At 67.4% G+C, this 16,281-nt stretch carries 12 protein-coding genes and 2 riboswitches; of the genes, 9 read left to right on the top strand and 3 right to left on the bottom strand.

Features of this window, described 5'->3' with window-relative positions; translation table 11 throughout:
- The first annotated feature begins 32 nt into the window (after window positions 1-32).
- The 7 genes from ureE to METUNV2_RS0101080 all read left to right on the top strand — a co-directional run bounded on the left by ureE (window position 33) and on the right by METUNV2_RS0101080 (window position 8,661).
- On the top strand, window positions 33-527 hold the full coding sequence (ureE, locus tag METUNV2_RS0101110; protein ID WP_018227672.1) for an urease accessory protein UreE: 495 nt from the start codon (window positions 33-35) through the stop codon (window positions 525-527).
- Window positions 524-1,201, top strand: coding sequence for an urease accessory protein UreF (locus tag METUNV2_RS0101105; protein WP_018227671.1), 678 nt, complete (start codon window positions 524-526; stop codon window positions 1,199-1,201). Before ureE ends, METUNV2_RS0101105 begins: the two co-directional genes overlap by 4 nt.
- A 190-nt stretch (window positions 1,202-1,391) precedes the next feature.
- Window positions 1,392-2,018: an urease accessory protein UreG gene (gene ureG / locus METUNV2_RS0101100; RefSeq protein ID WP_026187767.1), complete on the top strand. Its 627-nt coding sequence runs from the start codon at window positions 1,392-1,394 to the stop codon at window positions 2,016-2,018.
- An 82-nt stretch (window positions 2,019-2,100) separates the two neighbouring features.
- Window positions 2,101-3,528 (top strand): Trk system potassium transporter TrkA, encoded by a 1,428-nt coding sequence (trkA, locus tag METUNV2_RS0101095; RefSeq protein ID WP_026187766.1) that lies wholly within the window; start codon window positions 2,101-2,103, stop codon window positions 3,526-3,528.
- Window positions 3,528-4,973: a TrkH family potassium uptake protein gene (locus tag METUNV2_RS0101090; protein ID WP_018227668.1), complete on the top strand. Its 1,446-nt coding sequence runs from the start codon at window positions 3,528-3,530 to the stop codon at window positions 4,971-4,973. The genes trkA and METUNV2_RS0101090 overlap by 1 nt, the downstream gene beginning before the upstream one ends.
- Before the next feature lie 75 nt (window positions 4,974-5,048).
- The gene (gene hemE / locus METUNV2_RS0101085; protein ID WP_018227667.1) at window positions 5,049-6,116 is read left to right on the top strand and encodes a uroporphyrinogen decarboxylase; all 1,068 of its coding nucleotides are present in this window, start codon (window positions 5,049-5,051) and stop codon (window positions 6,114-6,116) included.
- A gap of 361 nt (window positions 6,117-6,477) precedes the next feature.
- Window positions 6,478-8,661 (top strand): primosomal protein N', encoded by a 2,184-nt coding sequence (locus METUNV2_RS0101080; protein ID WP_018227666.1) that lies wholly within the window; start codon window positions 6,478-6,480, stop codon window positions 8,659-8,661.
- Between the two features lie 81 nt (window positions 8,662-8,742).
- On the opposite strand, the gene thiC is transcribed toward METUNV2_RS0101080, so the two are convergent.
- Window positions 8,743-10,671, bottom strand: a complete 1,929-nt coding sequence (thiC, locus tag METUNV2_RS0101075) for a phosphomethylpyrimidine synthase ThiC (RefSeq protein ID WP_018227665.1) — start codon at window positions 10,669-10,671, stop codon at window positions 8,743-8,745.
- A gap of 51 nt (window positions 10,672-10,722) precedes the next feature.
- Window positions 10,723-10,823, bottom strand: a riboswitch (TPP riboswitch).
- 110 nt (window positions 10,824-10,933) lie between these two features.
- On the opposite strand from thiC, the gene METUNV2_RS0101070 reads away from it, so the two are divergent.
- Window positions 10,934-12,517, top strand: a complete 1,584-nt coding sequence (locus METUNV2_RS0101070) for a carbonic anhydrase (protein ID WP_018227664.1) — start codon at window positions 10,934-10,936, stop codon at window positions 12,515-12,517.
- A gap of 87 nt (window positions 12,518-12,604) precedes the next feature.
- On the opposite strand, the gene ahcY is transcribed toward METUNV2_RS0101070, so the two are convergent.
- On the bottom strand, window positions 12,605-14,014 hold the full coding sequence (gene ahcY / locus METUNV2_RS0101065) for an adenosylhomocysteinase (protein WP_018227663.1): 1,410 nt from the start codon (window positions 14,012-14,014) through the stop codon (window positions 12,605-12,607).
- A gap of 73 nt (window positions 14,015-14,087) precedes the next feature.
- Window positions 14,088-14,184: riboswitch (S-adenosyl-L-homocysteine riboswitch) on the bottom strand.
- A gap of 127 nt (window positions 14,185-14,311) precedes the next feature.
- Here ahcY and METUNV2_RS0101060 point away from each other — a divergent pair.
- Window positions 14,312-15,745, top strand: a complete 1,434-nt coding sequence (locus METUNV2_RS0101060) for a C13 family peptidase (RefSeq protein WP_018227662.1) — start codon at window positions 14,312-14,314, stop codon at window positions 15,743-15,745.
- Between the two features lie 158 nt (window positions 15,746-15,903).
- Here METUNV2_RS0101060 and METUNV2_RS0101055 read toward each other — a convergent pair whose 3' ends face one another.
- Window positions 15,904-16,281, bottom strand: a complete 378-nt coding sequence (locus METUNV2_RS0101055; RefSeq protein WP_008063083.1) for a hypothetical protein — start codon at window positions 16,279-16,281, stop codon at window positions 15,904-15,906.

The following is a 16,281-nucleotide window of genomic DNA, read 5'->3' as shown; positions in this document are numbered from 1 at the left end:
TTCCGCAGTCGGGCACCCACTCTTCACCCGACATGCTGCTGATCGAAACCTTCGCGCCGGCCGACCCCGTGCCGGCCGATACGCTGACGCTGAACTTCGAACTGCGCGCCAAGTGCAGGCTGCGCACGCGCCTGGATTCGGGCGAGGAGGTCGGGCTCTTCCTGCCGCGCGGCACGATACTGCGCGGCGGCGACCGGCTGGCCGGCAATGACGGCCGCGTGATCGCGGTGCAGGCCGCGCCGGAGTCGGTGATCGAGGCACGCAGCGCAGATGCGCTGCTGATCGCGCGCGCCGCCTACCACCTCGGCAACCGCCATGTCGCGGTCGAGGTGCAGCCGGGTCTGCTGCGGCTGGCCGCCGACCATGTGCTGGCGCAGATGCTGGCCGGCCTCGGCCTCGATGTGCAGGAGACGCAGGCGCCGTTCGAGCCGGAAGCCGGCGCCTACGGCGGCCACCCGGCGCATCACACGCACGCGCACGCCGAACAGACCGGCGCCAGGCTGCACCTGTTCGGCGGCGGCGCATGAACACGCTGGCCCTGGTCCGCCTGCTGCATCTGGCCAGCCCGACGCTGCCGGTGGGTGCCTTCAGCTATTCGCAGGGGCTGGAATGGCAGGTCGATTGCGGGGCGATCCGGACCGAGGCGGACGCTGGCGACTGGATCGCCGCGGTGTTCGACGCCGGCATCACCACCTTCGAACTGCCGCTGCTGGCCGCGCTGATGCGCGCCTGGGCAGCCGACGATGTCGTCGCGGTGCTCGAACTGAACGACGACTACCTGGCCAGCCGCGAGGCGGCGGAGCTGCGCGCCGAAACCGTGCAGATGGGCTATTCCTGCCTGCAGCTGCTGAAGGCGCTGCCGGAATGCGGCGCGGTCGCGGCGCGGCTGGCAGACGGCGGCGACATGGCTTACCCGACCGCGTGGTCCGGCGCCGCGGTGGCGCTGGGCGTGCCAGTCGAACCGGCGCTGACCGCCTGGGCCTGGGCCTGGGCGGAAAACCAGGTGATGGCCGCGATCAAGGCTGTGCCGCTGGGCCAGACCGCCGGCCAGCGGCTGCTGATGGCGCTGGGCGAGGCGATGCCGGCCCGGGTCGCCGCCGCGCTCGAACTGCCGCGCGAAGACTGGAGCAATTTCGCGCCCGGCCTCGCGCTCGCCAGCTGCCGGCATGAAACCCAGTACTCGCGGCTGTTCAGATCATGAGCACCGCCGCACCGCACCCCAGCTACCGCTGCAAATCCCCGTGGGAGCGGCGCCCCCGCCGCGATGCGGAGGTGGCTCGAGCGCCGGCGCGTGACCGAGGCCGTATCGCGACGAGGCGTCGCTCCCACGATCCCGGGCAAAGCCCAGGGCGCGCAATCCGCACCCGCATTTCCGATGAAAGGCTGACACCATGACTGCATCCACTCCCCGCCCGCCACTGCGCGTGGGCATCGGCGGCCCGGTCGGCTCCGGCAAGACTGCGCTGACGCTGGCGCTGTGCCGCGCACTGCGCAGCCGCTACAACATCGCCGCAGTCACCAACGACATCTACACCGAGGAAGACGCGCAGTTCCTGGTGCGCAACGAGGCGCTGCCACCGGAGCGCATCATCGGCGTCGAGACCGGCGGCTGCCCGCACACCGCGATACGCGAGGACGCGTCGATCAATCTGGAGGCGGTGGCGCGGCTGAACGCCCGCTTCTCCGGGCTGCAGATCATCCTGATCGAATCCGGCGGCGACAATCTGGCGGCCACCTTCAGCCCGGAACTGTCCGACCTCACGCTGTACGTGATCGACGTGGCGGCCGGCGACAAGATTCCGCGCAAGGGCGGGCCGGGCATCTGCAAGTCGGATCTGCTCATCATCAACAAGATCGATCTGGCACCCATGGTGGGCGCGTCGCTCGACGTGATGGAACGTGACGCGAAGAAGATGCGCGGCGAGCGGCCCTTCCTGTTTTCCAACATGAAGACCGGTCACAACCTGGACGCCATCATCGCCTTCATCGAGCGCGAAGGCATGCTGGGCCCTCACTGAACTGCACGCGCCCTGACCCCGGTCATGCCGCGGGCCGGGGCTTGCGGCTACACTCGCGCCACCTTTCCCAGTGGATGGCGGCGTGAAGATCATCATTCTCGGGGCCGGCCAGGTCGGCTCCTCGGTGGCGGAAAACCTGGTGTCGGAAGCCAATGACATCACTGTGGTCGATACCGACATCCCCCGCCTGCAGGCGATGCAGGACAGGCTGGACCTGCGCACCGTGGTCGGCAATGCGGCCAGCCCGCACGTGCTGGCCCAGGCCGGCGCAGACGATGCCGATCTGCTGATCGCGGTCACCGCGTCAGACCAGACCAATCTGTGTGCCTGCCGCATCGCGAAAACGCTGTACAACCTGCCCACCCGCATCGCCCGGCTGCGTTCGATGGACTACGCCGATCACCCGCAGCTGCTGGACGAGAACAATTTCGCGGTCGATTTCTCGATCTGCCCGGAACAGGAGGTGACCGACTACATCAAGCGGCTCATCGCCTTCCCGGAAGCGCTTCAGGTGATCGAATTCGCCGGCGGACGGCTGTCGCTGGTGGCGGTGCGTGCGGTCGGCGGCGGCCCGCTGGTCGGCCGCCAGATCAAGGCGCTGCGCGAGCACCTGCCGGACATCGACGCGCGCATCGTCGCCATCTACCGCAACGACACCGCCATCATGCCGGACGGCGACACGGTGATCGAACCGGGCGACGAGGTGTTCTGCCTGGCCGCATCGGAGCACATCCGCGCGGTCACCGCCGAACTGCGCCGGCTGGACAAGCCGATGCGCCGCATCATGATCGCTGGCGGCGGCAACATCGGCTTCCGGCTGGCGGCGTCGCTGGAACAGAACTACGAAGTGAAGCTGATCGAGCACGCGCGGGCGCGCGCCGAATTCCTCGCCTCCAACCTGCACAGCGCGCTGGTGCTGCAGGGCGATACCACCGACGAAATGCTGCTCGAAGCGGAGAACGTCGATGACATGGACCTGTATCTCGCGCTGACCAACGACGACGAGAACAACATCATGTCCTCGCTGATGGCCAAGCGCATGGGCGCGCACCGCGTGGTGGCGCTGATCAACCGGCGCGCCTACGCCGACCTGGTGCAGGCCGGACGCATCGACATCGCCATCTCGCCGGCCCAGGTGTCCATCGGCTCGCTGCTGGCCCACGTGCGCCGCGGCGACGTGGCGGCAGTGCACAGCCTGCGGCGCGGCGCGGCCGAGGCGCTGGAACTGGTGGCGCACGGCGACCGCAAGACCTCCAAGGTGGTGGGACGGCGGGTGGATGAAATCCGGCTGCCGGAGGGCGCGATGATCGGCGCCATCGTCCGTCGCAGCCAGCGCGAGGTGCTGGCCCGGATGTCCGACGTGACCGTGCACGAAACCGAGGAGCGGGTGGTCATGCCGCACCACGACACGGTGATCGAACCGGACGATCACGTGATCGTGTTCTGCGCCGACCGCAGGGTGGTGGCGCGGGTCGAGCGGCTGTTCCAGGTCGGATTCGGGTTCTTCTGATGCTGCACGTTGCCAACGTGCTGGGCCGCCTGCAGGCGGTGTTCAGCCTGACCTATCTGGCGCCCATCCTCTGTTCGCTGCTGTACAGCGACGGCATGACCTGGCATTTCATCGACAGCATGGCGATCAGCGCGGCCGGCGGCCTGCTGCTCTACATCGCGACCCGCCGCCACATCCGCGAACTGAAGCCGCGCGACGGCTTCCTGCTGGTCACGCTGTCCTGGGTGCTGATGTCGGCCATCGCCGCGGTGCCGCTCATGCTGTCGGTGGACATGAGCTTCACCGACGCCTTCTTCGAAACCATGTCCGGCCTGACCACCACCGGCGCCACCGTGATGACCGGGCTCGATCACGCGCCGCCGTCGGTGAACCTGTGGCGCCATCTGCTGAACTGGATAGGCGGCATGGGCATCATCGTGTTCGCAGTGGCCATCCTGCCGCTGCTGGGCGTCGGCGGCAGCCAGCTGTACAAGGCGGAAACCCCGGGGCCGATGAAGGACGGCAAGCTCACCGCCCGCATCGCCGACACCGCCAAGGCGCTCTATCTGGTGTATTTCGGCATCACCGTGCTGTGCGTGCTGGCGCTGCATCTGGCCGGCATGGGCTGGTTCGACGCGCTCTGCCATGCCTTCGCGGCGATGGGCCTGGGCGGCCTGTCCACCCGCGACGCCAGCGTCGGCGCCTTCGACTCGCCGTGGATAGAAGGTGTGCTCACCTTCTTCATGCTGGTGGCGGCGATGAATTTCGCCACCCACTTTCTCGCCTTCCGCGGCCGCTCGCTGAAGGTGTACGCGCAGGACTACGAAGTGCGCGGCGTGCTGATCGCCTGCATCGGCAGCAGCGTGCTGCTGGCCGGCTACCTGCTCTACGCCGGCACCTACGACAGCTACTGGACCGCGCTGCGCCACGTGAGCTTCAACCTGGTGTCCATCGCCACCGACTGCGGCTTCGCCAGCACCGATTACGCGCAGTGGCCGCTGTTCGTGCCGCTGTGGATGCTCTTCCTGTCCGGCGTGACCGCCAGTTCCGGCTCCACCGGCGGCGGCATCAAGATGGTGCGCACCCTCATCCTGTTCAGCCAGGCGCGGCGCGATCTGGTCAAACTGGTGCACCCGAACGCGGTCATGCCGCTGAAGGTGGGCCGCACCTGCGTGCCGGACCCGGTGGCGCAGTCGGTGCTCGGCTTCATCTTCCTGTACTTCATGAGCATCGTGCTGCTCACCTTCGTGCTGCTGCTGTCCGGGCTGGACTTCCTGTCGTCCTTCACCGCCATCATCGCGATGATCAACAATGCCGGCCCCGGCCTGGGCGAGGTCGGCCCGGCCAGCAACTACCAGGGACTGGGCGACTTCCAGACCTGGGTGTGCAGCTTCACCATGCTGCTCGGCCGTCTCGAAGTGATGTCGGTACTCATCCTGTTCACCCCCGGTTTCTGGCGCAAATAGGCCCGATCGTCGCCTGTCCGGGCTGACCGGCGGGCGCATCGGCTATCCTTGCGCCCTGATCATCAAGGATTTTCCATGTCCGCACTTCGCAACGACACCTTCCTGCGCGCGCTGCTGCGCCAGCCCACCGACTACACGCCGATCTGGCTGATGCGCCAGGCCGGTCGCTATCTGCCCGAGTACTGTGCGACCCGTCGCCGCGCCGGCAGCTTCCTGCAGCTGTGCAAGTCGCCAGCCATGGCCTGCGAAGTGACGCTGCAGCCGCTGGAGCGCTTCCCGCTCGACGCCGCCATCCTGTTTTCCGACATCCTGACCGTGCCGGACGCCATGGGTCTGGGCCTGTATTTCGCCGAAGGCGAAGGCCCGAAGTTCGAGCGCCCGCTGCGTTCGGAAGAAGCCATCCGCGCGCTGGCCGCCCCCGACCCCACGGCCGAACTGGGCTATGTCATTGACGCGGTGAGCGAAATCCGCCGCGCGCTGGATGGCCGGGTGCCGCTGATCGGCTTTTCCGGCAGCCCGTGGACGCTGGCCTGCTACATGGTCGAAGGCGGCGCGTCGGACGACTACCGCCACCTGAAAACGCTGATGCTGGACCGGCCGGAACTGCTGCACCACATGCTGTCGGTCACCGCGAAGGCAGTCACCGACTACCTGAACGCGCAGATCGAAGCGGGCGCCCAGGCGGTGATGATTTTCGATTCCTGGGGCGGCGCGCTGTCGGCCCACGGCTATCGCGAGTTCTCGCTGGCCTACATGCAACGCATCATCGCCGGCCTGAAGCGGGAAAAGGACGGCCAGCGCGTACCGGTCATCATGTTCACCAAGGGCGGCGGCCAGTGGCTGGAAGCGCAGGTCGAAGCCGGCGCCGACGCGCTCGGTCTGGACTGGACCACCGACATCGGTCTGGCGCGCCAGCGGGTCGGCGACAAGGTGGCGCTGCAGGGCAATTTCGACCCCACCGCGCTGTTTGCCCACCCCGAGGGCATCCGCCGCGAAGCCCGCCGCATCCTCGACAGCTACGGCAACCATCCGGGCCACGTATTCAACCTGGGCCACGGCATTTCGCAGCACACGCCGCCGGAACATGTGGCCGCGCTGGTGGACGAAGTGCATCGTCACAGCCGGGCGCTGCGCGCAGGCTGAAAACCGGGCCGGACGGGCGTCGCCGGCCATTTTCTGCACAGTCGGGCGGCCAGAGGGGGTTGACTTATGCACAGTCGGCCGCACAGGCCGCCCACAAGCCAAAGGTGCAGTCATCCACAAGACGCATCGGAACAAGTCACTGAAAAATAAAGAACTATTTTTTTCTTGACGCCCGATGGAAAATTTGATGGCTGTACATGTCGGCTCCGTGACGGATCGCAACGAAGTTTCCCACAAAGTTATCCACAGCTTTTCGGGCTTTCAAAACCGTGCCGGATGAGTGTGTTGCGGACATAACCGAGCAGTCTTGTTGAACGACATGCCGCAAGTCACTGAATCCATTAACACCCCGCTTCCAGGCTTGGAAAGCACCGCAGCAAATCCGCCCGCCCGCCTGCTGCAGGTGGCCCTGCCGCGCCCACTGCCCGCGCTGTTCGATTACGACGCCTCGGCCTTCCCGACGATCGAACCGGGTCAGCGGGTGCGCGTGCCCTTCGGCCGCAGCGAACTGTGGGGTATCGCCTGGGGCTGGCGCGACGGGTCGGATCTCGATCCGTCGCGAATCAAGCCGCTCGTGGGTTGCGACGACGGCCAGCCGCCGCTGCCCGAGCGCTGGCGTGCGCTGGTGGATTTCGTCGCCGACTACTACCAGCAGCCCATCGGCGAGGTAGCCGCCATGGCCGCCCCGCCGGCCATCAGCGCCACCCGGGCGGAACGCGCGCATCGCCGCTTCCGCGCCACCGCGGCCGGGCAGGCTGCCGCCGCCTTGCTGCCGGCGCGCGACGTCGGCCGCAAGCTGATCGCCGCACTGGACGCGGCCGGCGAACTGAACGAAGCCGAACTGCGGGCGCTGTCCTCACGCGCCGGAGCGGCGCTGGAGCGTCTGCTGGCCGAAAGCTGGGTGGAACTGGCGCTGCCGCAGGCACCGGCCGAAACCGCCCACACACTGACCGCAGACCAGACAGCGGCGCTGGACGCGCTGCGGGCGGAAACCGGTTTCGCCGCCAGCCTGCTGCACGGCGTGACCGGCAGCGGCAAGACCGAGGTCTATCTGCGGCTGATCGAAGACCAGATCGCCGCCGGCCAGCAAAGCCTGCTGCTGGTACCGGAAATCGCGCTCACGCCGCAGCTGCACGCCCGGGTGGCTGCCCGCTTCCCGCGCGCCTGTTTACATGTGATGCACAGCGAAATGAGCGACGGCGCCCGCGCCATGGCCTGGGCGGCGGCGCAGTCAGGTGAGGCGGACATCCTGCTCGGCACCCGGCTGGCGGTGTTCGCGCCGCTGCCGCGGCTGGGCTGCATCGTGCTGGATGAAGAGCACGACCCGTCCTTCCGCCAGACCGAGGGCGTACGCTATTCCGCGCGCGATGTGGCGATCTGGCGCGCCCGCCATGAAAACGTGCCCATCGTGCTGGGCAGCGCCACCCCGTCGCTGGAAAGCCTGCGCCACGCAATCGACGGCCGCTACCGCTGGCTACGGCTGAATGCCCGTGCCGGCGAAGCGAAGCTGCCGGAGGTGCATCTGGTCGACACCCGGGTGTTCCGCGCCACCGACGGCCTGAGCCAGCCGATGGCCAGGGCGATCGAAAGCCGGCTCACGCGCGGCGAACAGACCCTGCTGTTCATCAACCGCCGCGGCTACGCACCGGTGCTGAGCTGCCCGGCCTGCGGCTGGGCCGCCGGCTGCACACAGTGCACCGCAAATTTGGTGCTGCACGCCGCCGACCGCCGGTTGCGCTGCCACCACTGCGGCGCCGAAGGGCAGGTGCCGCACGCCTGCCCGAAATGTGGCAACCAGGACATCCAGGGCTACGGCCGCGGCACCCAGCGGCTGGAAGAAACGCTGGCCAGCCGCTTTCCGCAGGCCCGGCTGCTGCGCATAGACCGCGACAGCGTGCGCGGCCGCGAACACTGGCAGGAACAGCTGGACCGCATCCGTCGCGGCGAGGTCGATCTGGTGGTCGGCACCCAGCTGCTGGCCAAGGGCCACGATTTTCCGGGCATCACGCTGGTCGGCGTGATCGGTGCCGACGCCTCGCTGCACGCCGCCGACTTCCGCGCGCAGGAGCGGCTGTTTGCCCAGCTGATGCAGGTGGGTGGTCGCGCCGGCCGCGGCGACACCGCGGGCGAGGTGCTGATCCAGACCGCCCAGCCCGAACACCCGCTGTTCGCCGCGCTGAAGGCACATGATTTCGACGGCTTCGCGCGCAGCCAGCTGGACGAACGCGCGCTGCTCGGCCTGCCGCCGCACGGCTTCCAGCTCATGCTGAGCGCTGACGCGCCGGAACTGCAGGCCGCGCTCGATTTTCTCGAAGCCGCCCGCCGCGCCGCGCAGGCGCTGCAGGTCGATGGCGTGCAGGTGTATGACGTGGTGCCGATGCGCATGGTGCGCCGCGCCAACCGCGAACGCGCCCAGCTGGTGGTGGAATCGCGCAGCCGCCCGCAGCTGCGCGCGCTGCTGCGGCCGTGGATCGCCAACCTCTACCGGTTACGCCTCGCACGCGGGCTGCGCTGGCATGTGGATGTCGATCCGGTCGAGGTGTAAGACGCCGGATGGCGGGAACGGTGGATCCGGCGCGGCCACCGCACCCGCAGACACTGCGGGCAGCGGCGCCGGCTACGGGCCTTACACCTTCTGGTAGATCTCCGCGCCGGACTTCACGAACTCGACCGCCTTCACTTCCATGCCCTTCTGCAGGGCTTCGTCTTCATTCAGGCCCTGCTTGGCCGCGAAGTCGCGCACGTCCTGCGTGATCTTCATCGAACAGAAGTGCGGGCCGCACATCGAGCAGAAGTGCGCCACCTTGGCCGACTCCTTCGGCAGCGTCTCGTCGTGGAAGCTCTTCGCCTTGTCCGGATCCAGCCCCAGGTTGAACTGGTCGTCCCAGCGGAACTCGTAGCGCGCCTTTGAGAGTGCGTTGTCGCGGATCTGCGCGCCCGGGTGACCCTTGGCCAGATCGGCGGCGTGGGCGGCGAGCTTGTAGGTGATGATGCCCTCCTTCACATCGTCCTTGTCCGGCAGGCCCAGGTGCTCCTTGGGCGTCACGTAGCAGAGCATGGCGGTGCCGTACCAGCCGATCTGCGCCGCACCGATGCCGCTGGTGATGTGGTCGTAACCCGGGGCGATGTCGGTGGTCAGCGGGCCCAGGGTGTAGAAGGGCGCTTCCTTGCAGTACTCGAGCTGCAGGTCCATGTTCTCCTTGATGAGATGCATGGGCACGTGACCCGGCCCTTCGATCATCACCTGCACGTCGTGCTTCCAGGCGATGTCGGTCAGTTCGCCCAGCGTCTTCAGCTCACCCAGCTGCGCGTCGTCGTTGGCGTCGTAGATGCTGCCCGGACGCAGACCGTCACCCAGCGAGAAGGCCACGTCGTAGGCCTTCATGATTTCGCAGATCTCTTCGAAGTGGGTGTAGAGGAAGCTTTCCTTGTGGTGCGCCAGACACCACTTGGCCATGATCGAACCGCCGCGGCTCACGATGCCGGTCATGCGGTTGGCGGTCATCGGCACGTAGCGCAGCAGCACGCCTGCGTGGATGGTGAAGTAATCGACGCCCTGTTCGGCCTGCTCGATCAGCGTGTCACGGAAGATGTCCCAGGTGAGTTCTTCGGCCTTGCCGTCGACCTTCTCCAGCGCCTGGTAGATGGGCACGGTGCCGATCGGCACCGGGCTGTTGCGGATGATCCACTCGCGGGTTTCGTGGATGTTCTTGCCGGTGGACAGATCCATCACCGTGTCGCCGCCCCAGCGGATGGCCCAGGTCATCTTGTCGACTTCCTCGTTGATCGAGGAGCCGAGTGCCGAGTTGCCGATGTTGGCGTTGATCTTCACCAGGAAGTTGCGGCCGATGATCATCGGCTCGCTTTCCGGGTGATTGATGTTGTTCGGAATGATGGCGCGGCCGCGGGCGACTTCATCGCGCACGAATTCGGGCGTGATTTCGGCCGGTATCGATGCGCCGAAGCTCTGGCCCGGGTGCTGGCGGGTGAGCAGCTTGGCCATCTTCTCGCCGGTGGGGCCGGTCGAACGCAGGCTCTCGACGTAGGCGGCGCGGTTCATGTTCTCGCGGATGGCGATGAACTCCATCTCCGGCGTCACGATGCCCTGGCGGGCGTAGTGCATCTGGGTCACGTTGCGACCGGCGACGGCGCGGCGCGGGTGGCGGTGCAGGCCGGGGAAGCGCAGGTCGTCGAGCGCGGCGTCGGCGGCGCGGATGCGGCCGAATTCGGAGGAGAGGTCGGTGAGCTGCTCGGTGTCGCCGCGTTCCTCGATCCAGCGGGCGCGCAGCGCGGGCAGGCCCTTGCGGATGTCGATCGAGGCCTTCGGGTCGGTGTAGGGGCCGGAACAGTCATAGACGAACACCGGCGGGTTCTTCTCGCCGCTGGTGTTGCCAAATGAGCCGGTGGGCGTGTCGGCCTGGGAGATTTCGCGCATCGGCACCCGGATATCCGGGCGCGAACCTTCAAGGTGGATCTTGCGCGAGTTCGGCAGCGGCGCAATCGCCGCTTCGTCTACATGTGCCTGCTCGGCGAGGAAGGTGTCTTTGGCGTTCATGGAAGCTCTCCTGTGCTTGCAGCGTCGGCGCGGGGAACGCCGGCTTCCATGTCGAGAAGTCGCCCGTTTCCCTACGCCGGCATGATCCGGATCAGGTGTTGAGGGTGTGTCTCAGCCGACGCGCACCTGCGCCGGCACCCCTAACGTGTGCGCCGCTGAAGGTACTCCGGCCGGCGCAGGTACGCAAGGCGCACGTTCAAGCCACCGCCCGGCGCTGCCGTAGACCCGGGTTATCCAGAGATTGAAGCGCCCGAGACACGCCATGACGCCTGTTCACCTTTTCCGCCGGACCCTGATCGCGCTGGCCCTGGGCTGCGCCAGCGGCACCGCACTGACCGCCGACTGGGCCACCGTGGCCACCGACCGCGGCAAGAAGATCGAAATCGACCGCGACAGCGTGCTGCGCGCCGAAGGCGGCAAGAAAGTGGCCTGGGGCCGGCTGGTGCTGAGCGAGGCCGATGCCGAAAAGACCGGATACGCCATGGTGCAGGCGCTGAACCGCTACGACTGCCAGAGCCTGAAGTTCGCCACCATCAAACGGGTCTATCTGGACGCCGGCCAGCGCATCCTGCGCGAGGAGCGCACCGGTTCGGATGGCGAGATTTCGCTGCTGCCGGGCACGCTGGACGAAAAGCTGTTCCGCGAGGTGTGCCAGCCGCCGGGTGCCGAAGAACTGCGTCAGGTGGCCGAACAGGCCGGCCGTGCTGCACGCGCGGCCGCCAATAATCCGGGCGATGCCGGCCGGGTCCAGCGCACCGAAATGGTGAACATCAAGCCCGATCTGCGCGAAGCGGCTGCCGCAGCGCGCGAGGAAATGGCCACCTCCAAGAAGGCCGCAGGCGAAAAGACTGCGGACAAAGCGACCGAAAAGAGCACCGACAAACCGTCGGACAAATCCGCCGCCAAGCCGGGCGCGTCCGCAAAGGCGGAAACGCCCAAGGCGGAAGCCGTCAAGGCTGAGCCTCCGAAAGCGGCGGAAGCCGCACCGAAGAAGCCGGAGCCCCCGGTGGCCGCGACGCAGCCTGCGATCAAGCCGCCGCCGATCGGCCACAGCGAAATCCCGCTGCCGCCGCGCCCGCGCCCCCGGCCGCTGGCACCGGTCGCCCTCGCCGCAAAGAAACCGGCAGAGCCGGCGCCCGCGGTCATGGTGCCGCCACAGGTGCTTCATGGCGACCTGCAGTGGGCCTACGAAGGCGAGTTCGGGCCGCAGAACTGGGGCAAGCTGAAACCGGAGTGGACGCAGTGCGCCACCGGACGCACCCAGTCGCCGATCGACATCCGCGACGGCATCAAGGTAGACCTGCCGCCGATACAGTTCGACTACAAGAGCACGTTCTTCACCGTGGTCGATACCGGTCACACAGTGCAGGTGAATGTTGGCGAAGGCAGCTCGATCACGCTGGTCGGCAAGCGTTATGAACTGGTGCAGTTCCACTTCCACAAGCCGTCGGAAGAGCGGGTGAACGGCAAGACCTATGACATGGTCGCCCACCTGGTGCACAAGGATCTGGATGGCAATCTGGCCGTGGTCGCGGTGCTGCTCGACCGCGGTACCGAACACCCGCTGTTCAACACGCTGTGGGCCTATCTGCCGCTGCAGAAGAACGTGGAATCACGTCCGGACGTGAGCATCGATCTGGCCAAGCTGCTGCCGGAAAAGCGCGACTACTACACCTATATGGGATCGCTGACGACGCCGCCGTGCAGCGAAGGCGTGACCTGGCTGGTGATGAAGGACCCGCTGCAGCTGTCGCCGGAACAGATCGGCATCTTCGGCCACCTGTACCGCAACAACGCACGGCCGGTGCAGTCCGCCAACAGCAGGCTGGTAAAGCAGTCGCGCTGAAACAATCGCCAGACATGAAAAAGGCCATCCCACGGGATGGCCTTTTTCATTGCCGCGCCCCGAAAGGCGCGCCACTGCCGCCAGAAATCAGTAGCGGTAGTGGTCCGGCTTGTACGGGCCGTCCTTCTGCACGCCGATGTAGCGCGCCTGGGCATCGGTCAGCTCGGTCAGCTGCGCGTTCAGCTTCTTCAGCTGCAGGCGCGCCACCTTTTCGTCCAGATGCTTGGGCAGCGTGTAGACGCCGACCGGGTACTTCGCGGTTTCGCAGAACAGCTCGATCTGGGCGATCGTCTGGTTGGCGAAGCTCGACGACATCACGTAGGACGGGTGGCCGGTGCCGCAGCCGAGGTTCACCAGACGACCCTTGGCCAGCAGGATGATGCGCTTGCCATCGGGGAAGATGACGTGATCGACCTGCGGCTTGATCTCTTCCCACGGGTACTTCTCGACCGAGGCGACGTCGATCTCGTTGTCGAAGTGGCCGATATTGCAGACGATGGCCTGGTCCTTCATCTTCGCCATGTGGTCGTGCGTGATCACGTGGTAGTTGCCGGTGGCGGTGACGAAGATGTCGGCGTGTTCCGCCGCGTAATCCATCGTGACCACGCGGTAGCCTTCCATCGCCGCCTGCAGCGCACAGATCGGATCGACTTCGGTTACCCACACCTGGGCCGACAGCGCGCGCAGCGCCTGCGCCGAGCCCTTGCCCACATCGCCGTAGCCGGCGACCACGGCGACCTTGCCGGCCACCATCACGTCGGTCGCACGCTTGATGCCATCGACCAGCGATTCGCGGCAGCCGTAGAGGTTGTCGAACTTCGACTTGGTGACCGAATCATTGACGTTGATGCCGGGGAAGGCGAGGCGGCCTTCCTTGTGCATCTGGTACAGGCGGTGCACGCCGGTCGTGGTTTCTTCGGTCACGCCCTTGATGTGGCCGATGCGCTTGGAATACCAGTTCGGGTCGCGCGCCAGCGTGGTCTTGATCGCGTTGAACAGGCAGATTTCCTCTTCGCTCGCCGGGTGGTGCAGCGCGGTCGGATCGGTTTCGGCCTTGGTGCCCAGGTGCAGCAGCAGCGTCGCGTCGCCGCCGTCATCCAGGATCATGTTGCTGTAGCCGCCGTCCGGCCATTCGAAGATGCGGTGGGTGTAGTCCCAGTACTCTTCCAGCGACTCGCCCTTGACCGCGAACACCGGCGTGCCGGCGGCGGCGATCGCCGCGGCGGCGTGGTCCTGGGTCGAAAAGATGTTGCACGAGGCCCAACGGACTTCGGCGCCCAGCGCTTCCAGCGTCTGGATCAGCACGGCGGTCTGGATGGTCATGTGCAGGCTGCCGGTGATGCGGGCGCCGCGCAGCGGCTGCTGCGTCGCGAACTCTTCGCGGATGGCCATCAGGCCGGGCATTTCGGTTTCGGCGATCGCGATTTCCTTGCGTCCCCAGTCGGCCAGCGACAGGTCGGCGATCACGTAATCCTTCAGTTCGGTGGGTGCATTCATGTAACGGGCTCCTATTCAAACGGCAGGCGAAGCTCACCTGCCATCCGCGGCCGGACGACTGCCGGGCGGCGGGTTCAGGTGAGCGCCGTTGAAAAATGCCCGCGGCCGTGGCGGCCTGGCGGTTTCCGAGCCTGGGGGCCTTGCGGCACCTTGCAGCGCTCCTCGGAATCTGTGGATTATACCTGCCCGCTCAGCGTGCTTTCCGGTGCGTGACCGGGTTTCACGATGAACGGCCCCGCTCCGACCGCGGACCCGGATAATCCGTTCCCTCTACCCGCCGCCTTTCACACTTCACCGATGACCGAGCCGCACGCCCTTCCCGACCGCCCCGCGCGGCCGCTGCGCGACCTCTGCTGCAACCTGTTCGCCGGCCTGCGGGCGCTGCTGCTGTGGCGGGCCACACCCTGGCTGCGCAGCGGTGCCGCGGCCTGGATCGCGCTTGAACTGCTGGCCCTCGCCGCCAGCGCCGGCTTCGACGCGCTGCGGGTGGACGGCGCCGGCCAGTTCATGCCCGAGGCGCTGCCCGGCAAGCTGTTCCACCTGCCCTGGCTGATGCTGGCGGTGTGGGTGATCGCCCGCCTGAGCGGGCGCAGCGAGGCGTGGCTGCGCGGCGTGGTGGCGATGAGCGCGCTGTGGTTCTGGCTGTCGCTGCTGTGGAACGGCTTCACGCTGCTGCCCGCCGACTGGTGGGACACCCTCGGTGACGACGCCACCGATCTGGTGTGGTGGGCCCCCGCCGCCTGGGGCGTGATCGCGTCCGCCGTGCTGCTGGGCGACCTGTTCGGCGCCCGCCTGAAACAGCGGCTGGCGATGCCTGCCGTGGTCGGCCTGTGCTATCTGGCACCACTGATCGCACTCGGTACGCAGGCGCCGCTGTGGCAGGCGGTCGAGCCGGAACAGGATGCCGATGAGGCCGAGCGCTGGGCCGCCGCGCGCAGCGAAGCGCTCATCTATCGCCAGCCGCACCTGCTCACCGCCACGCTGGCCCAGGTCGAACAGGGCGAGCCGGGCCGGCCGGAGCTGTATCTGCTGGCGCTGGCCGGCCATGGCGCGCAGGACGTGTTCCTGCGCGAGGTCGAAAAGGTGGAGCACCTGTTCGCCGAGCGCTTCGGCACCGCCGGCCGCAGCGTGGTGCTCGCCAACAATCCGGCCACCGTGCTGCAGCGGCCGCTGGCTACGGTGAGCGCGCTGGAAGCCAGCCTGCGGGTGCTGGGCGAGCGGATGAATCGCGACGAGGACGTGCTGTTCGTGTTCCTGACCTCGCACGGCGCCGAAGACCACCGCTTCGATCTGAGCCTGTGGCCGTGGGAACTGGAACAGCTCACGCCACAGCGCCTCGGCCAGCTGCTGGACGAGGCCGGCATCCGCAACCGGGTCATCCTGGTGTCGGCCTGTTTTTCCGGCGGGTTCATCGAACCACTGGCCGGGCCGGATACGCTGGTCATGTCGGCCGCACGCGCCGACCGCAGTTCGCACGGCTGTTCGCACGAAGCGGACTGGACCTTCTTCGGCCGCGCCTATTTCGACGAGGCGCTGCGCCAGACGCCCTCATTCACCGAAGCGTTCGCCCGCGCCCGGGCGGCCGTCGCCAGCCGCGAGAAGGCGGAAGGCCTCACGCCGTCGGAACCGCAGATCGCGGTCGGCGAGGCGATCAAGCCGCGTCTGGACGCGCTGGCCGGCCGGCTGAAAACCGCCGCATCGGCGCATGAAGGATGCGGGCCGCACTGCTGAAACCGGAGCGGACGGCGTGAAGTCCAGGCGTCATCCTCCATCGGATCGCGCCTCTCGCTGTAAAACGCCGGAATCTCCAACCAGCTCCGCAATCGCGGCGGGGGCGCCGCTCCCACAAACCTCGCCCGCACCGGTACAAGGGCGAACAGGTCGTCCGCTCAGCCGCCCGAGAACCACCACCAGCCGCCGGCCGCGAACAGCGCGACGGTGATCGAAATGGCGATGGCCCGCTGCAGCGGATAGCGCTCCAGCTTCACCAGTGGCGTACGCCAGGTGACGTAGATGAAGCCACCGCCAAACAGCGCCAGCACCGCCAGCAGCGACCAGCGGTTGCCGGTGCGGGCGGCCAGCCTGAGCAGCGTGCCGCACACCAGGATGAGGGCGAACAGCGCCATCAGCGACAGCGGCGTGATGCCGGTGCATGAGCGGCCGCCGCAGGCCGGGCACACCGCCGGCGATTTCGCCCGTGCGGTGAGCTTGATCAGCCGCGCGATGGTGTCCTGCCCGCAGTGCGGGCACCGATGCAGCGTCGCCAT

It is taken from the genome of Methyloversatilis universalis EHg5 (genome assembly GCF_000378945.1).
GTDB lineage: Bacteria > Pseudomonadota > Gammaproteobacteria > Burkholderiales > Rhodocyclaceae > Methyloversatilis > Methyloversatilis universalis_A.
The sequence above is the reverse complement of the archived record's forward strand: the minus strand, read 5'-3'. Positions and strand labels throughout refer to the sequence as shown.